Below are 20,131 nucleotides of genomic sequence, written 5' to 3' on the forward strand. Positions count from 1 at the left end.
ATTATCTTTTATCTATAACTTTTGCGATGAAATCACCGGCAAGTTGGATAACCTGAACCAATACGATTAAAATAATAACAGTTGCAATCATAATGGTATTATCATAGCGATAATACCCATAGCGAATCGCTAAATCACCAATACCGCCACCACCGACCGTTCCTGCCATAGCAGAAAACCCAATCAAGCTAATTAATGTAAGTGTAATACCCGAAATGATACCTGATCTCGCTTCGAGCAATAGTACTTCCTTAATAATCATCCACGGTGTCGCACCAGCTGCTATCGCGGCTTCAATAACACCTTTATCAATTTCTCGTAAAGACGTTTCAACGATTCTCGCAAAAAACGGAATAGCTGCGACTGACAGCGATACGCTAGCAGCTGTTGGTCCAATCGTTGTCTTTACAACAAATTCGGTCAATGGCATAAGAGCAACCAATAAAATAATAAATGGTATTGATCGGACCAAATTGACGACAAATCCTAATATCCTCTGAACCGTTTTGTTTTCCCAAAATAAACCCTTTTCTGTCACATATAATAGAATTCCAACTGGTAAACCAATCACGATTGCGACAGCTAAAGAAATGGAAATCATGTAAATCGTCTGCAAAAATGCTGTGTTAATTTCAGGAATAAGCTCTATAAAGTGGTTGAAATCAAAGCCCATGTTGGAACACCTCCACTTCTGCCTCTCGACTTTCTATATAAGATATCGCTTTATTAATCTCTTCCTTCTGTCCGCGAAGCTCCATGATAAAAATACCTAAAGGCAATTCCTGAATATATTCAATTGAGCCATGAAGAAAATTGCCTTTTACATTAAATTGCTGAAGCGTATCCGATATGACTCCCTCACCGGCAACCGTTCCCCTAAACGTCACCTTGACAATCGGACCCTTGCAACTTTGGTAAATAGCGTCAGGTATATCGAACGAAACAACACTGTTAATGAATTCCTTCGTAAGATCGGCATGGGGTTTAGCAAAAATATCATACACCGAGCCTTCCTCAATGACCTTGCCATCCTGCATAATCGCCATTCGATTACAAATTTCCTTTACTACATTCATCTCATGTGTAATCAACACAATCGTAATATTGAGCTCCTTATTGATTTTTTTCAACAAATTCAATATTGATTTCGTTGTCGTCGGATCTAGTGCTGAGGTCGCCTCATCACAAAGGAGTACTGTCGGGTTATTCGCCAACGCCCTTGCAATCGCTACACGCTGCTTCTGTCCCCCACTTAGCTGCGAAGGATACACTTCACGCTTTTCAGCTAATCCGACCATTTTCAACAGTTCTTCTACTCGGTCTTGTATTTGAGTCTGCGGCACTTTTGCTGCCTTTAAAGAAAAAGCTATATTTTCAAAAACTGTTTTCTGGCTAATAAGATAAAAGTGCTGAAAAATCATCCCGATTTTTAAGCGTGCATGACGCAATTGCTTGCTTCTCAACTTAGCCAGATCAATTCCATCAACTGTGATATTTCCCGATGTTGGACGCTCCAACAAATTAATACAGCGTAGCAGCGAGCTTTTACCTGCTCCTGAGTACCCGACAATCCCGAATATCTCGCCTTTTTTAATTGTTAAGGAAACGTTGTCAACTCCATTTACTATACCGCTTTTAGTTTTGTAAATCTTATTAATATTCTGAATTTTTATCATATGCCAACCTCTATCTCTACACATTTTTTGAAACAAAAATGCCCCTCTCATCTGAAAGGGGCATCGAAATACATCTATCTCGACTTATCTTTCAGAATGTAATACATTCTGCAGGAATTGGCACCTTCCCTATTAAGGGGGTTGCCGGACGTCATAGGGCCTAGTCCCTCGGTCGCTCTCGATAAGCTATAGCTTTATTTGATTTGTTTATGATATTACAGACTTCAGAATAGTCTGTCAACAAAAACCTTTTTGACGTAAACTGTTGAACCGCTTTCATCATTGCAATTTCAATAAAATATTCCAATCCACATACATCGGATTAAAAAACTCCCCATTCTTCTTCGTAGGGCTGAACTGACGATAATGTAAAACTCTACATTTTCGCAAGCCGACTGAATAACACTTTCATCGCTCACTATTTTCATCTGCCAAACAAGCTCATTTAATGTATAGTCTCCACATTTCACATTTTCCGAAAAACAATCATTTCTGAAAAAGCTACCACACCCACTTCATCTAACGTTCCCCTATAATCTATGACTCAGCAAATCTAATAACCATTTACTACCGCTATATTCAAATTCTTTCAGCTCACTATAGACATTTCTAAATAAAGGTTATAGAATTTTATCTATTATTTAAATATTCAAAACTATATTCTCTTCGTAAAGGTGAATTATATGACATATTCAGAACGCTTAAAAAAACTGCCAGTCCAATTTTTTGCAACACTTGTCCTAAAAGTTAACAGCGCTATAGCTGAAGGCAGAGACATTATTAATCTCGGACAAGGAAATCCTGATCAACCTACTCCTGCGCATATCGTCAAAGCCCTGCAAGTGGCGGCTGAAGATGCACAAACTCATAAATATTCTCCATTTCGGGGTTTGGAAGAGTTGAAAGAAGCGGCAGCACAATTTTATCACAAGCAATATGACGTCGAGGTTGACCCTAAAACTGAAGTTGCCATCCTTTTTGGAACGAAGGCCGGACTAGTTGAGCTACCAATGTGCTTGCTCAACGATAGAGAGCTAATGCTCTTGCCAGACCCAGGCTATCCCGACTATTTATCTGGAGCTGTATTAGCAAACGTAAACTATGAAACTTTTCCACTAACAAAAGATAATCAATTTTTGCCGGATTATGAAAGCATCCCTTTAGAACAAAGGACCCATGCAAAGCTAATGTATTTAAACTACCCAAATAATCCTACCGGAGCTACCGCAGATCATGCTTTTTTTGAAAAAACAGTATCATTTGCAAAAGAAAATAACATTACCGTACTTCATGATTTTGCCTATGGAGCTATTGGCTTTGATGGACAAAAACCTATCAGTTTTCTTGAAACGGAGGGTGCAAAAGAAGTCGGCATTGAAATGTACACACTCTCGAAAACTTACAATATGGCAGGCTGGCGTGTTGGCTTTGCTATCGGAAACCCAGCTATCATCGAAGCACTCAATCTCATTCAAGATCATCTTTACGTCAGCCTCTTCCCTGCTGTACAAAAAGCGGCAATCGCAGCCTTGACAGGGGAGCAATCCTGCGTAGAAGAGCTAATCGAACGCTATGAACGACGACGAAATTCCCTCATTGGCGCTTGCAATAAAATCGGCTGGAAAGTCGAAGCCCCAACTGGTTCATTCTTTGCTTGGCTTCCTGTCCCTGCCGGTTTCAAGAGCGAGAGCTTTGCTGATTATTTGCTTGAAAAAGCAGATGTAGCCGTTGCAGCAGGAAAAGGCTTTGGTGAATACGGAGAAGGCTACATTCGTGTCGGCTTATTAGTAGACGAAGACCGGCTAATAGAAGCTATTGAACGTATTGGAAAGCTAGGAATATTCACTTAAACAACTGCGGTATTGAACTGCTCCCTGTCTAGTAAACAATGAATATAATAAAAGCAGAACCCTGAATTCTAAGGGGTTCTGCCGCTCAATCTCTATTGATAACGTTGTTACAGATGCTATTAACGCCTCTTTTAAAATTCGTTTTTTTAATAATACTATTCTATTTTACTGTGCCCCAAAATGAATCGCCCCATGTGATCAATACAGCGTTCTTTTTTTTGAGCACAGAAAAACTCCCCATTAGGTAAGCCAGATTTTTCAAACTGTCTTACCTAATGGGGAGCATAAAAAAAGACCGTCAACATGACAGCCTTGATTTTCTGCTATTGACCTGTTAATACAATAGCTACGGTTTACTTATAACTGGATATAGAGAGATTATATTCTCTAATTCTTTAATCAAATCATCTAAATATGATTGATTTGATACAAATTCAAAGGATATACAGCACCACTTCCTGTCGGATAACAAGTCTCTCCAGACCATTCTATATGCCCCAACTTATCCATTTCACATTCAAAATAAATAAAGCTATCTAAATTTTTCAATATAGCTTTACCCGATAAATCCTTATTCATTAACTTCAAATCATTTAAAAAATCCCTAATGTCATCAGTTCTTAAACTAGCAATAAAATCAACATAATATCCAGGGATTTCAACTTTCACGTTTGAAATAACCCAGTTTCCATCCCAATAATCAAAGCTATTCGGATATTCACGAGCTATGATATCTATTTCTACTTTAGCTTTTTCTCCCAATAGATGGAATTTCATTTTACCACCTCATATTTTATAACTTATTAGCTTTGGTCATCTTGTACTAATCTGTTCCTTTAACCGAATAGCAAAAAAGAGCTGATCAACCAGCCCTTGATATGAAAGTAATACCCTCGTTAGGGAATAAGACTATTTTTCTATAATTATATAATCTTTCGTTTTAGAATATGGAATACCATGTTTGTTAGCAAAATCAACTAATTCTTTGAAAACGTCGTTGGGATTGAAATTTACAATTCGGATGGTAAGTCCTTTTTTAACTTGCATAAAAGCACCTTTGGAATACCAATTGACTCGTTTAAATTTAATCTGTTTTATTTGATGGGGAAATATACTTGTTTTATATAAAGGCCATTTAAAAAACAATATTTGATACGTCAAATAGTCATTATTTATCACAAATTTATATCTGATACATAATAAAACAAGAATAACTAAAGAAAATATCATTTGGAAGTATAATAACCAATCGAAAAAGTCATTTATTGAAATTGTCAATATCATTAATAGCATTATATACCATAATGCTACTCTTTGAGTCTTTGCGAAATAAACCAACTATCTCTCCTCCCTACATGTTCACTTTAACATAAATATCCATACTCCATTGAAATATACTGCCCCTAGCTGCATAGCAAAAAAAGAGCTGATCAGTATTACACCCCAAAAGTCAGATTTCTAACTTATTGGGGTCACTACATCACAGCTCTGATATTGGAGCGGGTACTCCCGATAGTTTCAGTTTAATCTTTCACAAAGAGAGTTAGCATTAGCTAAGTGCTTCTTTTTCCTCAAAGTTTTACTTCAGCTGAGGATTAGCTCTCCCTTTTTCTTAAAAGTTGCAAAGTCCCTTTTTTCTGTTCTTTAAAGTCCTCTAATTGTCTAGGAACATTAGTTACTCCATGATATATTGCATAAAACTCTTCCCACGGTTTTCCATCCAAGCGATAATATTTTTCTAATATATCTATATAAGTAAACAAAGCCTGTTCCACCACAATTTCAGATAGCTCATACTCGCTTGGCAATTCCATATCCAATCTTTCGCATAACAATTTTTGTATTCTCTTTGCATACTTTATCTGTCCCATGGAAACATCTAGCTTCTCATATTCCTCTTTAATGCTCACTTTCATTTGGTTCCCTTCCGATAAAAAGTCGTTACAAATTATACTCTAATTATTAATTAAAAACAGATAATTTACAATACCTACTATAATATTAAGATAATAACTAATTTAGTTCCTAATCGAATTGCAAGTCATTCAACTAATTACTAAATGTTATTAAAAATCAGTCTTTTTTCTACAAGTTAATCATCAATCTATTCCATGTATGGATTAATGTAGACTTGAAAGTTTACAATGCACTATTAAATGTAATGTCTTGACTTGAGTAAACATCAGCAAACCAGCGTAATACACCGTTATGATGGTTTATAATTTGTTGGGCAGTAAGGTCTTCTGATCCCAAGTGCTGTGTGTATCTGAAGCTAAAGTGACTTTATATCCCATACTAAAAGCTCTTCTGCAAGTTGTATCAACACAGGCTTCTGTTTGAATTCCGGCAAGTATTAAATGTTCAATCCCTTGTCTTTTCAGTTCATCATCTAAAGTAGTATTAAAAAATGAATCAGGGGTAGTTTTTTGAATAATGATATCTTGATTATTTGGATTAATTTCAGGATGATTCTCCCAACCTTTTGTTCTATATTCTAATAGGTGTCCAGCAGATGCATTATGCTGTATATAGAAAATCGGTGTCTTAGAAGATCGTGCCCGACCAATCAATCCTTTTAAGTTTTTTAACAGGACATCTCCTTTATACACAACGTTACCTTCTTGAAACATTCCATTTTGAACGTCTATAACCAATAGTGCTTTTTTCATTATTCTCCCCCTTATGTTTCTTTGAATAGATTCTACTTGTGTTTTCCATTTCCTTCATCCGTTAATCTTCACCGGTTCTATAAAGAATAAAGAATGCAAATTTACAAACTCGACCTTAAGCTCTATTTTATATCAATATTTTCCAGCTGTTTCTTGAGCTCCCATTGCTTTGGTTTCTCTTTCTCCCAAAACCATTTAGCCCCCTTTTCTATCCACTCTTCTCGATAACTTTCAAATGTATATCCTAAATCTTCATCGTCGTACCCTGGTTGAAATCCACAACAAGCACAAATAAGGCTTACATCAGGAATACCCTTTTCATATAAAGGCCCTGGTAAACGATCATAACCACATACCGAACAAACAAAAAATCTCTTTTTTCTAAAAAACATTGCGCCACCTCTAAATAAATATTTCTCTATTATTATCGAGATTCGTACACCTACCAATCTCCCTCACTCTACAAATCTATTCCTTTTGTTGTAGTAGCTTTCTTTATCTAATGGTACCACTAAATGGATATTTACTCCTTTATATACAGGAACAACAATCTATACGATAACAGCCAAAAATAAAGACAGCTATCGTTTTTTCGATAACTGTCCTCCCTCTTAGTATTCATCTAAAAATTGATCAATTAATTTAACATAGTTTTCTTTTGGGTAACTCATATAGAGCCCTGAAGCCAATCTGACTGCGTCGCCAAAAAAGAATCGTTCATACAGGGATTGTCGCGTTCCGAAAGCACTCATGGATATATCCCATGCCAACCGAAAAATCTTCACTTTTTCTTCTGCTCCAACGATGGCTCCCTGCATATACAAATCAAGATCCGCACCGATTTCTGATGAAAAATCAGCTTCTGTTGGAATGGCCATAAGCCCACTCGCTCCGATTAATTGAAGAATTTCCGTACATCTTGGATACAAACGAGCAAACAATAAAATGGATGCCTGTAACGGATTTGCATCCGGTACCATTGTTCCCCACTTATCCGCCTTGGCATTTACTTCAGATGCAAGCAACAAAGCCTTTAATGATTCCAATCCGACATATATTTCACTTATTTTTTCATGTATATGCTGATACTCCCCCACCTGTATGGAATCAATTAGCTTTTGGGCAATTCCCAATACCATCTCCAGCTTGATGATTCTTCTGCATGTAACCTGATGTGCAGCTAGTAAATGGAAGCTGCTTTCCTGATAAATTTTTTGAGCTATAAGAGGATTCTCATAAAAGAGCACTCTATCCCAGGGAACCAATACCTGATCAAACACGACAATGGAATCCACTTCATCAAAACGGGAACCAAGCGGATGATCAAATGCCGAATCACGGTAGCTAAATGGTTCTCTGCATATAAATCTCAATCCAGGCGTGTTGCTTGGAATGGAAAAGCCATAAGCCAAATCTTTATTATGCCCAGCGGCATTGGCAGGGAACACTAGTATTTCATCCGTAATTCCTCCCTGTGTGGCTAAAAGCCTGGCTCCATTTATAACAATCCCATCATCCTTTATTTCTGTCGTCTGTGCTGATATCGTCTGGGTGAAATTTTCAACATAATAGGATGAGCGATTAACCTGTGGATTAATAAATGTATGGGTGAAAGATAAATCTTGCTCGCGGGCATTCTCAAATATCGTCAGCATGTTTTTAGTGAAGCGTTCATCCTGCTCAGAAAAAATGGCCGCGGCAGACGCAAAGGACATCATCACAGTATTCATGTAGTCTGGTGATCTGCCCAAAAACCCTCCGCTTGATTTAGCCCATACTTGTGTCATCAGTCTTCTTTTTTCTAAATCCTCTTTTGTTTTTGGTTCCAAAAAAGAGGTCCCAACCAGATTGCCAGTAACAGGTGAACGAAATGTCATGATATCTCGGTTGGATTCCTTTAATTGCAAATCATATAAGGCAGCCTGACTTTTCATGACTCCTTTAAAAGCTTGATGTTCAGAAATTTTACCATTTACTTTTTGCCCATCTATCCATATCGAAGAATGAAGATTATCTATTTTTTCGATGTATTCTAAACCAGATCTTATCGGCATAATACTCCCACCCTTATATATTCAGATACAGTAGACTATGTACATACCATCCCAATAATGTATGTACGATTGTCTATTAATTATCCAAAGGGCTCGGTCTTTTTTTTACCGAATGTTTATCCTCTGCCTGCCTGGAAACCAGGATATTGTGTCATTCCACCATCCACAAATAAGCTTAATCCTGTCACATAGCTTGATTCCTTCGAAGCGAGCCAAACTGCACATGCTGCAACCTCTTCAGGCTTACCGATATACCCCATCGGAATAAGTTCAAGGACTTGCTTCTTCGCTTCGGGATCATTAAATTTTTCTTCATTGATAGGTGTATTGATTGCACCCGGGCATATATTATTTACGCGAATTCCTTTCGGAGCATACTCCAAGGCAAGCGTTTCACTCATTAGTTTAACCCCACCTTTACTTGCCGCATAGTGGACAAAATGGGGCCATGGAATTTGCTCATGTACAGATGACATATTAATGACGGAACCTTTTATCTTATGTTCAACCATATACTTAATGGCTTCTCTGCTTCCTAAAAAACATCCTGTTAAATTCGTGGAAATAACCTTATTCCAATCTTCAAGGCTTAATTCGTGTGAAGGCATTTCATTTTCAACTCCAGCATTATTAACCATGACATCAAGTATACCAAATGTCTCAACTGCCTCATTTATTAACCTTTTAACGTCCTCTTCTTTCGAAATATCCGCCTGAACAGTGATGGCGTCCCCACCACAGGCTTTAATGATTCGAACAATCTCATCTAGATCTTTTTCAGTTGAACGATAATTAATAACTACTTTTGCTTTCTCTTCCCCAAAACGAAGGGCCATGGCCTTTCCAAGCCCTTTACTTGCTCCAGTTATAACAACAACTTTACCTTCTAAATCTTTATACATAGTACGTTTCTCCTCTCGACTATTTATTTCTTGGTATATCCCAATATAACGCCTCCGGCAATAACAAGGAGACAGCCTGCGATGACCATTATCAACCTTTTCTTATCCTTTTTCTCACCCAATAAGAAAATCCCCCCAAGCGTGGAAATCACAATACCTGTTTGAGAAAGAGAATAACTTGTGGCTACTCCGATTTTTGGAACTGACAGAAGAAGTGCAATATTACCCGTTGCCCAAACAAGCCCCGAAAGCATATTTCTCACTGTATATTTATCAAACGCATGCTTCCAAAAGCCTATTACAAGACCAACAATTAGCATTCCGGTAGCCTGCGGAAGAATAGCTGACCAGCCATCAATTTCATACCATCTGATAATAACAACATAGCCTATATACCCTAATGACGATAATGTCAGAGTGATTAAGCCTTTTTTTAACTGACTTCCTTCTTCATCGCTATCATTTCCGACTGAATTAAGAATCACGCCTGCAATCAAACAGCAAAGAGCCAGTATCCCCATAATAATTTGAGCCTTCGTGCTCCATTCATTAAAAACAATCAAACCAAATAAAGAAGTTCCGATTAATTGCATGCCCGTTGAAATGGGTACTGTTTTCGATACACCTATATACTTGACGCTAATAAACTGCCCTGTTTGCCCAATTGCCCACAGTCCTCCTGAAATCAACCCTACAATCCAAACTGTAGGATTAAATACAGGTTCAGAAAAAAACAACATAATTACAGCAAAGAGAAATGCACCCAATGTGATTCCCAATGTTTGGCTATAAGCATTTCCACCAAGTTTTACGCTAATTAATACCAAGCTGCCCCAGCATACAGCAGCTAATAATGCTAGTAATATTCCCGACATACATATCCCACTTTCTACCCTTATAGAATCTTTTTACTTTTATATGGCTGTAAAATACCCTTATTTACCTATCCGGAAACGTTAGGCTGAATTTCCTATTTATATTTAATTCATAATTTTTCACTTGCTTATTATGTAAGCGCTAACATATAGTAATAATTGACAGAATTATCAAAATACTCCTTCGCAAGAACTCGAACCCCGTCGCTTTGTCATGGACTACTTTTTATTTTAAGGAGGAATTGGTTTGAAATCGAAAGTAACAAATCTTATTTTGGTCACAGGATTAATCATTAGCTTTTTTGCTTTTTTGCCACAGACAAAGGCGAGTGCCGCTGAAAACCAAGGCAATGATTATCCTATCGTGTTGGTCCATGGTTTAGGTGGATGGGGAGAAGGCGAATTTTTAGGTTACAATTATTGGGGCGGACTAAAGGATGTTCCGGAGTACTTAGAAAGCATGGGCCATCAAACATTTGTAGCAAGTGTCAGTCCAGTAGCCAGCAACTATGATCGTTCAATAGAACTCTATTATTATATTAAAGGCGGCACGGTAGATTACGGAGCGTCCCATGCCAAACAGCATGGACACTCACGTTATGGGCGCACCTATGAAGGGGTCTACCCTGAGTGGGATGCTGATCATCCGGTTCACCTTGTAGGCCACAGCATGGGAGGATTAACAACACGCAGTTTAGTTGATCTTCTAGAAGACGGCAGTGCAGAAGAACGTGACTATCATCAGGTCCACCCGAATGAAAGTATGTCCTCTCTTTTTGAAGGCAATAAATCGTGGGTGCACAGTGTGAGCAGCATTGCTACCCCACATAACGGTACAACATATGCAGATGATGAAAATAGAATAATATCTTTTGTTAAAGATCTAATCATTAATGTCGCCAGTGTTACAGGGATCAGCCAAGAAAACTTAGTATATGATTTTAAATTGGACCATTGGGGAATTCGCAGAGAACCCGGGGAGTCTTTTAAATCGTATCTCTCCAAAGTCATTAACAGTAAGATTTGGGAGAGTACTGATATAAGTGCATATGATTTAAGTACACCAGGGGCTGCTGTACTTAATCAAAAGGTAGAGACAAAATCAGATGTTTATTATTTCTCCTACACCGGTCAAACCTCCAAAAAGAGTATTTTGACAGGTCAGCATATACCATCTGCTTACACACATCTGTTTCTCCATCAACCTACCAGTTTCTTAGGGAAATTTAGTAGAACTAATCCACAAGATGGACCCATTATAGATAAAAGCTGGTGGCCAAACGATGGATTAGTCAGTACGGTTTCGTCTTTTTCGCCATTTGGACAACCAGCAAAAGCCTATAATGGGGTAGCAGAAAAAGGGAAATGGAACTACTACCCTATCATGAGCAATTGGGATCATATTGATTTTATCGGTATTCTCAGCCTTAGCAGCAAAACGCCAGCCTTTAACGTTTATCCGCTTTATAAAGATATAGCTGAAAATGTACACTCATTGGATGAATAACTGCACTTTGCTTGAAAAAAGGAAGTAAAAAAATGCTTATGCCAAGTTCACTTATTTGTGAATTTGGCTTTTTTATGCTCCATCGAAAGTTGTAGATTCTATCCGTAAAATTACGGATGTAATCTTCCATTTTAAAAAATAGAATAAGAAATAGAAACAATATTCCATGTTTTCTTAATTTATATTGAAATATTATCAGAATGTTATAAAATTACATAATGGGAAAAGGGGAGGGTCAACCATGGGTTTTAAACAGTTTCACCGTACAATTAAAATACGTATTATAGAGTCATTTTTAAGTTCCGCCATTGGAGGTATGATATTTCCATTCATGGCGATTTATTTATCATCACATTTCGGGGTAAAAATGGCGGGACTTTTATTGCTGATTAATGTGTTTGTCGGCATAGCGATAAATTTCTTTGGAGGATATTTTTCAGATAGCTTCGGCAGAAAAAAATTAATCGTATTTGCTGAATCGCTTCGATTTTTAGCATTCGTTACCATGATGATTTGCAATTCACCATGGTTTACAGAACCGCTGATTACATTCTTTATGATGACTGTTAACAGTATATGCTGGGGCTTAGCAGGGCCTGCAAATCAGGCAATGCTGATTGATGTCAGCCGTCCTGAGGAACGAAAATCGATGTATACCATTATGTATTGGGCAAATAATCTATCCATCGCTTTTGGCGGTGCCATTGGCGGATTTATGTTTAGAGAATACTTCTTTGAATTACTCCTCGCTCTTTCAATTACTTCATTGATTGCATGGACCTTAATTACATTTTTTATTGAAGAAAGCTACATACCAAATAAAACAGAGAAAAAAACACCACCCCAACATGTCAAACAATTATTTTCAAATTATCATTCTGTTTTTAAAGATAAACTCTTTGTCTTATACGTATTAGCAGGAATCTTTGTTCTATCAATGGAATTCCAATTAACAAGCTATATGAGTATTAGACTGTCAGAGGATCTATCCATTCAGAATCTATTAGGAATCGAATTTGGCGGGATTGAGATGGTCGGGTTCTTACGTACAGAAAATACGATTTTGGTTGTAATTTTAGCCCTGTTTGCGACAAAGCTTGTTTCTAATTTGAACGACCGAAATGTATTAATCACCAGCTGCATTGTCTTTGTAGCCGGCTATGCTGTGATTTCTTACTCTAATAATATCTGGTTCTTATTCGGAGCAATGTTCATCGCAACTGTTGCTGAAGTATTGCGTGTGCCCGTCCAGCAAAATTATATGGCTAATTTGCCCCCTGAACATGCGAGGAGCTCTTATTTAGCTGTAAACGGATTAACCTATAATGTGGCCAATTTAATTTGTTCTCTAACGATTACATTAAGTGCGTATCTATCCAATTTAGCTACATCCATTTTTATTACTGGTATCGGTGTAGCTGGGATTGTTATTTTTATCAAGATCGTTCCTGCTCTCGACAGAAGGATACATCCTGAAACTGAGGCAGAGATTAAGACTCCAATGAGCATAACCGATTAATCGATGAAGTAAGCTGGTTTTAAGGTAAATGGAGAATTAACCCCATTCCTCATCTGTTTTATATTGAGTTTAGGGAATCCTCTTTAGCAGAGTAAATATGTAGTTGTACACGGAAATAAAGCTCAAAGCAAAATGCTTTGAGCTTTTTTCGGCGTAAGATAGTGAAATAGGTATTTATTCAAATAAGTCTTCCAAAAGATCTTGTACACGTTTTTTCCTTCTTTCAGTCTGCGTTAAATCAAGCTTATAGTTACCATCCTTTTCAATAAGGATATCTCCTTCCCTTACATCAACAGGCAATTTGCTCAACTCAACATCCACCATACTTTTATCAGTTTTCTCACAGACTGCCAAATTACCTTCTATTCGATTAACAATTAATATCATCGTTTGTTCCTCCTTATTGCTTTGTAAAAGATATTTGCATGTTATATGTCCTCATTTGTCTTTAAAAAAGGACTCTCTCTTTTCCCTCGGCGAGTAGTAATTGGCTGGATTTGTTGCGACTTTTCCGTATCCACCCAAATATCCCCTCAATTGGTTCAACGAAAAATAGACAATATCAGTTAGAGCCATTGCATAAAACAATTAATTATGATTAAATAACAAATCCTTTTACACTAATAATGATTAACGAAAAAAAGGTAATAAGAAAGAGGGATAGTATATCATCTTCCCTCTTTTTAATATTTATTACGCATTAATTTAGTATAATCATTTTTCCTTTTATTTCTTATCTTGGAGAACAAGTAGGATGCAGACATGAGTAAAATGATTATTGCCACTATCACGTATTCATTGATTCCACTAGAATATAAACCTGCTGGAATAAGGGCCAAGATAAAAAAATAAATAAAGTTTCCAACGGCCGTACCTAATATAAACTTTTGCAATGTAATTGAACTTAATCCTGCAATTATATTAATGATGCTGGTTGGTATAAAAGGAGTAACTCTAGCAACCAATATATAAGAAACACCTTTATCTTCAATTTTTTGTAATTGTTCAGGAGAAATTTTCGACGAAAAACGATCAGTGAATAGATACCTAATGAAGATAAAAATGATCATTGCCGCCAGAACACTTGTAAGCCAGCTCCAAATAAAGCCTTTAAAAAATCCAAATACAGTAATGTTGATAGTAATCACGAGAATCAGGGGAATAATTGTAAATGAGTTCTGGATAATCATGATAAACAGCATGAAAACGTAGACATATAGAATGGAGTCCAATACAGCTGTTTTTATATATTCGTAATTACCATTTATAATGGCCTTATAAAGGGTAATTTCCTGTATTTGAACAAAAAAGAAAATAGCAAATAGGAGTAAAAGAGTAATAAAGATTTTTCTGCCATTTAAATGATTATAAATGTTTTTCTTCATCTCTCACCATCTTCTCTTTTGCCTTTTTCTTTCCAGTTTGCACTGGAAAGACAGCATATTACCCTATACCCTAAAATTTAAACTTATAGACTATTTATTCATACATTCAATCCATATTCTTCAAAAAATATTATAATAACATTTCCCGGGTAATAAAAAAAGAAGGCTCAAATTTGTGCCTCCAATATAGCTTATGATTGATGAGTCCATACTGACTTTGTATAGGCTATTTTCAACCCTGCTCTTCCCATATTATTTTGACTGATACCGCCGAAGCTCGCCTGACCAACTATTACCTTACAATTATTTCGTTTTGCCTCTATAATCCGTCGTTGTATTAAAGCTCCCTGAACTCCTTTATTTCTATACTGCGGTATAGTTCCTGCTGCAGCTAAGTATGCCCCCCTCTCTCCCATAAATAGTACACCTATGCCCGCAGGTTTATCTTTATAATTAGCTAAATAAAATTTCCATCCAGGCATACCATACAGTATTTCATTATTGCGGGCGATATTTTCTTTAAAAATAACGGCATATCGAAAGCGTCTATATACAGCTCTGCAAATAAATCAAATTCGTTTGATTTAAACTCGCGTATTGAAACTGATGAATTTTCATCTCCATCTATTAATAACTTTTGTGGATCAGCATACAGATTGGTTAAAAAATCGGTGTGTAAATAGCCAAGGTTTGCAAGGGCCGAATAAAGAATGGATGTTGCATGTGCAGGGGTAATTTCAAATCTCGCTGGAACCCCTTTATCGTTGTATAATTGGATCAATTCATTCAATAAAGGAATATCTTTATCCATTATTCCTTTTATTTTGTTAAATGCTGGACCTGGGATATTTTGAGCCACAAAAGCTATCGCATTACCGAACTTCCGTATTTCTATACCCATAGGATTATCCGGAATTTTTTCTATTCTTGATAATCTCGAATAGAATGCGTCAGTTTCAACTTCTTCAATCCACTTTGCTAATTCGTTAGTTACTACTTGCATCATCACCCTCCCCCTTTACATTTATTGTGAAATATATCAAAAATAAAACAAGGGACTTCCGTTTTGGATGTCCCTTGTCCTTAATGCTTTAATATATAAGCGACCTTTTTAATTGCTTCCTGCATTTTTTTACTATTTTTTAGATACATCTGTTTTGCTTCATTGTCATCTGATGATAGTGCTAATAATTCTAAATCTGCCTGGCATTTTTTCATCGTGGCATATAATAGGGGTCTTTCCTGAGGAGATGGAACACGAATCTTATCGTCGAACAAATCGACTGTTAGTTCACCATATGTATTTACTTGTCCGATGAATACATTATCCAATGTCACATTCATTTTAGCTAATTCATTGTTCAGCCATGACTGATTTTTGCCAATCCGTATAAGTGGTTCAGATAAGATTACTCCATCCATTATAACCGTTTGTGGCTCTCTTTCTTTTGGAACCTTCATATTCAAGTCTTTTGCTGTTAATGGTCTATTTTCTTTTTTCAATAGGACATTCAATACTCCGTTTGCCTCTAATACAGCATAATCTACTTCTGAAATATCAAAAACACCATTCTTACGACACATCTCTAGTAATTCATCAGTAGTAACTTTCTCTTTCTTTAAATTACCTTCCAAAACCTTACCATCCTGCATTAAAACAGTACCATTGCCATCAACAAAGTCACGCAACTTCTTGCTTTTTAGAGTGATCCGGCCTGATACATAAGGAACAGCTGCTGTTGCAACAATCGCAATGATTCCCAGATGGATTTTTTGATCCAGGCCTGTCACAACTTCAGCTCCAATATTTCCTATTGTTATTCCTGTGACATATTCAAACATGGATAACTGGGCTATTTGCTTTTTCCCGAGTATTTTGGTGATGAAGAATAAAATTAGTAAAAAAAGAACGGATCTTACTATGACATCTAACCATTCTGGCATTTCCAACACACATCCTCCGAATGATAAAGAGTTTAGCTTGTTAATATTTCGACTCTTTTTTTAATATCTGTAACAATCTCTCCAACAAGCAACATTGCCTGATGCAAATCCGCAGCAGTCTCTTTTTGTTCTGTATTTAACGCTAAAATTGATAGACTAGCTTCAATTCCTTCAAGATTTGCCAGGCATATCCTTACTGTTGCTTTAACAGTCATCATTCCTACCTCCACTACATAAGGTAATTACCCATTTTATTTTAGTATGTGCTCTAATATTTCTTCTATACTGTCCTTGATGCAGAAGGGCCGGCTTTATTAGCCGTTCGAATATATGAGTATTCATTTGTGGCCTATTAAATCTTCCTCTTCCATTAAATCGGTTAGTATTACGGCGTTTTTTGCTATTGCTTCCTGGAAAAATGTTCGGTATTATACACACGATCTTTACTTAACGCTAAAGCTTCAAGGTTTCCCTGTTTATGTTTATGTATGCTTTTCAAAAATAAAAAAGAGTATATTTCATTTGAATATACTCTTCACTTATTATTCATAAATATTATTTTTTGCTATTTCCTTTAGCCTATTGAGATCCTTAACAAATAATTTACCATTCGATCTACTGATTATATCCTCATTGCAAAGGGTTTTTATTATACGGTTTAAATGTCGGTAGCTTGTTCCAACCATATCCGCAATATCCTTTAAACTTGAACCTACAGCTTCTTCATGATAAACCGGACGCTCACCATCTGTAGTTGTTGATAATAAAAAACTAGCTAATCTCACTTCAACAGGATATAAAAGATTTAATGTTGCTGCATCAGTTTTAGCACGAAATCTACGTGTAACCACGTCTAGTAAAAATGACAGAAACCTTGCGTCATTACCTACAGTATGTCTAATGGTATGAAACGGTATTTTTAACACCAGACAATCAGTACTAGCTTCAATCGTATGAAGTACAAGCGTACCTTGTATATATTCAATATCGCCAATAATTCCTAATGATTTTTGGAACCGCAATATTAAGCGTTTATCATCAGGGGTTATGGTATATATTTTAACTTTTCCTTCAACGAGAAAATACATATCATTGATTTCATCGCCTTTAGAACAAATCAACTGTCCTTTTTTTATTTGCACAACATCAATATCATTTAAATCAATGCCAGAAAAAATCTCGCACATATCATATTTTTTTAGATACTTTAAAATGAACTTCTCTCTTTCAGCTTTTTGCATCAGATGTTTCACCTTCAATTATTTAACCTTCGTTTGTCAGTAATCTTCCCTATTCCATCACGAATTACGAGTAGAAGTATAGCTTTTATATTTGAGATGGTAAATATATAATCATTTCCAACCAAAATAAGAGTGACCTTTTCTACCAAAGTCACTCTACTTTAAATCTATCAAATTATTATGCAATCAGTATATGTTCTTTAATCGTTTCGATCACGCCTGACTGATTATTTGTTTTTGTTTCAAATCTGGCTATGTCCTTTATTTGATCATGGGCATTTCCCATCGCAAAGCTATAATAAGCACTTTGCATCATTTCAAGGTCATTTAAATAATCACCGAATACCATTGTTTCATTATGGTGTATATTTAAAAGCTCTTGTACTCGCTTTATGGCGATGCCTTTATTGGCACCCGCATTCATAATATCCATCCAAAAATAGCCACCGATCGTCACTTGATAATCCTTTTTAAATGAAGTAAAGAAGGTTGCACTGTTTTGCTCAGCCCCCTTGAAATCAAGAAGGCTTACCTTTAAAATCTCATCTTCTACAAGCATTAAATCTTCAACCAAATCACATCGGGCATAATATTTATTTACTTCTGCAAGTGCCTCTGGTTCCGACCTTTCAATATAGGCTGCTTTTTTCCCACAAAGGACGATATGTACTCCCTCAATGGTTCTTGCTATTTTTATAAATTTTCTTGCCTCTTCAAGGTTTAGTGTATGAGAATATAACTCTTCCCCTTTATATACAACATATGTTCCATTCTCAGCAATAAATAGCATTTGTTCTTTTATATCATGAAATCTCTCTACAAGATTATAATATTGACGCCCACTGGCTGCTCCAAAAATAATCCCTTTCTTTTTTAATTTATAAAAAACTTCATAAAAATCCTCAGGGAATTGGTTATGATCATCTAAAAATGTGCCGTCCATATCTGTTGCTATTAATTTAATCATGTAATGCCCTCTCTCCTCGATGCTATTTATAAATTTATTATAAATGACTTCTACCTCTTTTACATGATTCAAAGCATTTTCCATCATCGGTCTCACTTTTTAGAAAATTTTTATATTTATTTTAAAGTCATTATTGGGACATATGTCCTTGTAAGTCAGTTTGTTATATAAGTATAATTCTTCAAGGCTGATGGTTATTTTTATTGCCATTGAGCAAAATGATTGTAAATAAATAAAAAGATTGAGAGGTTTTTTTAATGAGCATTATTCTCGGTATTCTCGGAATCGCATTGCTAATAGGAATTTCCTATTTATTTTCCAATGATAAAAAGAATATCAATTTTAAAGCTGTTGCCATCATGATTGGCTTCCAGTTAGTTCTAACTTTCTTATTACTAGGTACAACTGTCGGTTTAAAGGTAGTTGATGCAGTGGCTGGAGCGTTCAATAAATTATTAAGTTACTCCCAGGAAGGTATCGAATTCGTAATTGGTGGATGGATTCCTGAAGGAGGTTCTCCATTCTTTGTAAATGTCTTAATGCCTGTTATTTTTACATCTGCATTATTATCTGTACTTACACATTACAAAATTCTTCCTTATATTATCAAATATATTGGCGGACTTATTTCAAAAATCACTGGTTTACCTCAAGTAGAAAGCTTCAATGCTGTTAACTCTATATTTTTCGGTCAATCAGAAGCAATTCTTGCAATTAAAAGTCAAATTGGTAAGCTAAATTCAAACAGACTATTTATTGTTTCAACATCAGCAATGGCAAGCGTATCTGCAGCGTTGATTGCATCCTATATGACAATGCTGCCTGCGAAATTTGTATTAATCGCTATTTTCCTTAATATGTTCAGTGCATTAATCATTACTTCCATCATGACACCAGTTAAAGCAACGAAGGAAGATACTGAAATCGATATTAACGATATGGTTCAAACAAAAAATGTATTTGAAGCCATTGGTGCCGGAGCATTAGACGGTGGAAAAGTAGTCGTAATTGTTGCTGTAATGCTAGTTGCATATTTAGCAATCCTAGGACTTTTAAATGGTATTGTTGGCGGAATTGTTGGAGTTGATTTAACTACAATTGTAGGATATCTCTTATCTCCAATCGCTTTCATTATGGGTATTCCAGCAAGCGAAATGATCACAGCTGGATCTGTAATGGGTACAAAATTGTTAGCAAACGAATTTGCTGCGATTTTACAATTCCAACCTTTAATGGCTGACATGTCTGAGAAAGCAGTTGCTGTTATTTCCACATTCTTAATTTCATTTGCTAACTTCTCTTCTATTGGTATCATTAGCGGATCTATCCAAGCGATCAATGGTGCAAAAGCAAAAGAAGTAAGCGCATTTGGTTTCAAACTATTCATCGTAGCTACAATGGCATCTATCTTGTCTGCTACAATTGTAGGATTATTTATTTAATAATTACCTCGGATAGGATTCATGGAGATAACCCAAGAATCCTATCTTTTTTTATAAAAATTAGCGATCCCTATTCCTACGATTTCTCCTAACTTGTACT

Annotated in this window: 20 protein-coding genes, 1 pseudogene and 1 riboswitch; of the genes and pseudogenes, 4 read left to right on the forward strand and 17 right to left on the reverse strand. The window is 36.1% G+C overall.

Going from position 1 to position 20,131, the window contains the following annotated elements; translation table 11 throughout:
- Position 1: 1 nt before the first annotated feature.
- Both A8L44_RS04310 and A8L44_RS04315 read right to left on the reverse strand, forming a co-directional pair.
- Positions 2–673 carry a methionine ABC transporter permease gene (locus A8L44_RS04310; RefSeq protein ID WP_066102014.1) on the reverse strand — a complete coding sequence of 224 codons (672 nt, stop codon included), beginning with the start codon at positions 671–673 and terminating at the stop codon, positions 2–4.
- On the reverse strand, positions 663–1,676 hold the full coding sequence (locus A8L44_RS04315) for a methionine ABC transporter ATP-binding protein (RefSeq protein WP_066102017.1): 1,014 nt from the start codon (positions 1,674–1,676) through the stop codon (positions 663–665). Before A8L44_RS04315 ends, A8L44_RS04310 begins: the two co-directional genes overlap by 11 nt.
- Before the next feature lie 81 nt (positions 1,677–1,757).
- Positions 1,758–1,864: riboswitch (SAM riboswitch) on the reverse strand.
- Positions 1,865–2,359: 495 nt separating this feature from the next.
- Here A8L44_RS04315 and A8L44_RS04320 point away from each other — a divergent pair.
- The gene (locus A8L44_RS04320) at positions 2,360–3,526 is read left to right on the forward strand and encodes a pyridoxal phosphate-dependent aminotransferase (protein ID WP_066102018.1); all 1,167 of its coding nucleotides are present in this window, start codon (positions 2,360–2,362) and stop codon (positions 3,524–3,526) included.
- A gap of 408 nt (positions 3,527–3,934) precedes the next feature.
- On the opposite strand, the gene A8L44_RS04325 is transcribed toward A8L44_RS04320, so the two are convergent.
- The 7 genes and pseudogenes from A8L44_RS04325 to A8L44_RS04360 form a co-directional block, all read right to left on the reverse strand.
- Complete coding sequence (locus A8L44_RS04325) at positions 3,935–4,303, reverse strand: WapI family immunity protein (RefSeq protein WP_066102021.1); 369 nt, start codon at positions 4,301–4,303, stop codon at positions 3,935–3,937.
- 818 nt (positions 4,304–5,121) lie between these two features.
- Complete coding sequence (locus A8L44_RS04335) at positions 5,122–5,442, reverse strand: hypothetical protein (RefSeq protein WP_066102026.1); 321 nt, start codon at positions 5,440–5,442, stop codon at positions 5,122–5,124.
- A 223-nt stretch (positions 5,443–5,665) separates the two neighbouring features.
- Positions 5,666–6,195: pseudogene (locus A8L44_RS04340) on the reverse strand (cysteine hydrolase family protein).
- Positions 6,196–6,317: 122 nt separating this feature from the next.
- Positions 6,318–6,587 (reverse strand): hypothetical protein, encoded by a 270-nt coding sequence (locus A8L44_RS04345; RefSeq protein ID WP_066102029.1) that lies wholly within the window; start codon positions 6,585–6,587, stop codon positions 6,318–6,320.
- 219 nt (positions 6,588–6,806) lie between these two features.
- Entirely contained in the window at positions 6,807–8,249 is a 1,443-nt protein-coding gene (gene hpaB / locus A8L44_RS04350) for a 4-hydroxyphenylacetate 3-monooxygenase, oxygenase component (RefSeq protein WP_066102032.1), read from the reverse strand.
- Positions 8,250–8,365: 116 nt separating this feature from the next.
- Entirely contained in the window at positions 8,366–9,151 is a 786-nt protein-coding gene (locus tag A8L44_RS04355; RefSeq protein ID WP_066102035.1) for an SDR family oxidoreductase, read from the reverse strand.
- A 23-nt stretch (positions 9,152–9,174) separates the two neighbouring features.
- Positions 9,175–10,026, reverse strand: a complete 852-nt coding sequence (locus A8L44_RS04360) for a GRP family sugar transporter (RefSeq protein WP_066102037.1) — start codon at positions 10,024–10,026, stop codon at positions 9,175–9,177.
- A gap of 247 nt (positions 10,027–10,273) precedes the next feature.
- Between A8L44_RS04360 and A8L44_RS04365 the strand changes: the two genes are divergently transcribed.
- Both A8L44_RS04365 and A8L44_RS04370 read left to right on the forward strand, forming a co-directional pair.
- Complete coding sequence (locus A8L44_RS04365; RefSeq protein ID WP_066102039.1) at positions 10,274–11,533, forward strand: esterase/lipase family protein; 1,260 nt, start codon at positions 10,274–10,276, stop codon at positions 11,531–11,533.
- A 241-nt stretch (positions 11,534–11,774) separates the two neighbouring features.
- Entirely contained in the window at positions 11,775–13,052 is a 1,278-nt protein-coding gene (locus A8L44_RS04370) for an MDR family MFS transporter (RefSeq protein ID WP_066102042.1), read from the forward strand.
- 174 nt (positions 13,053–13,226) lie between these two features.
- Here A8L44_RS04370 and A8L44_RS04375 read toward each other — a convergent pair whose 3' ends face one another.
- From A8L44_RS04375 to A8L44_RS04405, 8 genes are all read right to left on the reverse strand, one after another.
- Positions 13,227–13,439, reverse strand: a complete 213-nt coding sequence (locus tag A8L44_RS04375; protein ID WP_066102047.1) for a DUF3006 domain-containing protein — start codon at positions 13,437–13,439, stop codon at positions 13,227–13,229.
- Between the two features lie 296 nt (positions 13,440–13,735).
- On the reverse strand, positions 13,736–14,437 hold the full coding sequence (locus A8L44_RS04380) for a TVP38/TMEM64 family protein (protein WP_066102049.1): 702 nt from the start codon (positions 14,435–14,437) through the stop codon (positions 13,736–13,738).
- 191 nt (positions 14,438–14,628) lie between these two features.
- Complete coding sequence (locus A8L44_RS18425; RefSeq protein ID WP_077247974.1) at positions 14,629–14,853, reverse strand: hypothetical protein; 225 nt, start codon at positions 14,851–14,853, stop codon at positions 14,629–14,631.
- Positions 14,854–14,894: 41 nt separating this feature from the next.
- The gene (locus A8L44_RS04385; RefSeq protein WP_077247975.1) at positions 14,895–15,443 is read right to left on the reverse strand and encodes a hypothetical protein; all 549 of its coding nucleotides are present in this window, start codon (positions 15,441–15,443) and stop codon (positions 14,895–14,897) included.
- A 77-nt stretch (positions 15,444–15,520) separates the two neighbouring features.
- The gene (locus tag A8L44_RS04390) at positions 15,521–16,381 is read right to left on the reverse strand and encodes a DUF421 domain-containing protein (protein ID WP_066102419.1); all 861 of its coding nucleotides are present in this window, start codon (positions 16,379–16,381) and stop codon (positions 15,521–15,523) included.
- Between the two features lie 32 nt (positions 16,382–16,413).
- Entirely contained in the window at positions 16,414–16,599 is a 186-nt protein-coding gene (locus A8L44_RS04395; RefSeq protein ID WP_225983653.1) for a DUF1657 domain-containing protein, read from the reverse strand.
- A gap of 324 nt (positions 16,600–16,923) precedes the next feature.
- A complete protein-coding gene (locus A8L44_RS04400; RefSeq protein ID WP_066102056.1) occupies positions 16,924–17,622 on the reverse strand; it encodes a Crp/Fnr family transcriptional regulator in 699 nt (232 codons plus the stop codon).
- 178 nt (positions 17,623–17,800) lie between these two features.
- Positions 17,801–18,589 carry an HAD family hydrolase gene (locus tag A8L44_RS04405; RefSeq protein WP_066102422.1) on the reverse strand — a complete coding sequence of 263 codons (789 nt, stop codon included), beginning with the start codon at positions 18,587–18,589 and terminating at the stop codon, positions 17,801–17,803.
- Between the two features lie 257 nt (positions 18,590–18,846).
- Between A8L44_RS04405 and A8L44_RS04410 the strand changes: the two genes are divergently transcribed.
- On the forward strand, positions 18,847–20,031 hold the full coding sequence (locus A8L44_RS04410) for a NupC/NupG family nucleoside CNT transporter (RefSeq protein WP_066102060.1): 1,185 nt from the start codon (positions 18,847–18,849) through the stop codon (positions 20,029–20,031).
- The last annotated feature ends 100 nt before the right edge of the window (positions 20,032–20,131 follow it).

It is taken from the genome of Bacillus sp. FJAT-27986, assembly GCF_001685035.1.
Classification (GTDB): Bacteria; Bacillota; Bacilli; order Bacillales; family Pradoshiaceae; genus Pradoshia.

Bases quoted from the DNA above. Each gene is read 5' to 3' on its own strand.
- A8L44_RS04370 (WP_066102042.1), top strand. From the start codon at position 11,775: ATGGGTTTTAAACAGTTTCACCGTACAATTAAAATACGTATTATAGAG.
- A8L44_RS18425 (WP_077247974.1), bottom strand. From the start codon at position 14,853: ATGGGAGAGAGGGGGGCATACTTAGCTGCAGCAGGAACTATACCGCAG.
- A8L44_RS04405 (WP_066102422.1), bottom strand. From the start codon at position 18,589: ATGATTAAATTAATAGCAACAGATATGGACGGCACATTTTTAGATGAT.
- A8L44_RS04400 (WP_066102056.1), bottom strand. From the start codon at position 17,622: ATGCAAAAAGCTGAAAGAGAGAAGTTCATTTTAAAGTATCTAAAAAAA.
- A8L44_RS04325 (WP_066102021.1), bottom strand. From the start codon at position 4,303: ATGAAATTCCATCTATTGGGAGAAAAAGCTAAAGTAGAAATAGATATC.
- A8L44_RS04390 (WP_066102419.1), bottom strand. From the start codon at position 16,381: ATGCCAGAATGGTTAGATGTCATAGTAAGATCCGTTCTTTTTTTACTA.
- hpaB (WP_066102032.1), bottom strand. From the start codon at position 8,249: ATGCCGATAAGATCTGGTTTAGAATACATCGAAAAAATAGATAATCTT.
- A8L44_RS04375 (WP_066102047.1), bottom strand. From the start codon at position 13,439: ATGATATTAATTGTTAATCGAATAGAAGGTAATTTGGCAGTCTGTGAG.
- A8L44_RS04395 (WP_225983653.1), bottom strand. From the start codon at position 16,599: ATGATGACTGTTAAAGCAACAGTAAGGATATGCCTGGCAAATCTTGAA.
- A8L44_RS04385 (WP_077247975.1), bottom strand. From the start codon at position 15,443: ATGATGCAAGTAGTAACTAACGAATTAGCAAAGTGGATTGAAGAAGTT.
- A8L44_RS04410 (WP_066102060.1), top strand. From the start codon at position 18,847: ATGAGCATTATTCTCGGTATTCTCGGAATCGCATTGCTAATAGGAATT.
- A8L44_RS04315 (WP_066102017.1), bottom strand. From the start codon at position 1,676: ATGATAAAAATTCAGAATATTAATAAGATTTACAAAACTAAAAGCGGT.
- A8L44_RS04310 (WP_066102014.1), bottom strand. From the start codon at position 673: ATGGGCTTTGATTTCAACCACTTTATAGAGCTTATTCCTGAAATTAAC.
- A8L44_RS04345 (WP_066102029.1), bottom strand. From the start codon at position 6,587: ATGTTTTTTAGAAAAAAGAGATTTTTTGTTTGTTCGGTATGTGGTTAT.
- A8L44_RS04335 (WP_066102026.1), bottom strand. From the start codon at position 5,442: ATGAAAGTGAGCATTAAAGAGGAATATGAGAAGCTAGATGTTTCCATG.
- A8L44_RS04360 (WP_066102037.1), bottom strand. From the start codon at position 10,026: ATGTCGGGAATATTACTAGCATTATTAGCTGCTGTATGCTGGGGCAGC.
- A8L44_RS04380 (WP_066102049.1), bottom strand. From the start codon at position 14,437: ATGAAGAAAAACATTTATAATCATTTAAATGGCAGAAAAATCTTTATT.
- A8L44_RS04355 (WP_066102035.1), bottom strand. From the start codon at position 9,151: ATGTATAAAGATTTAGAAGGTAAAGTTGTTGTTATAACTGGAGCAAGT.
- A8L44_RS04320 (WP_066102018.1), top strand. From the start codon at position 2,360: ATGACATATTCAGAACGCTTAAAAAAACTGCCAGTCCAATTTTTTGCA.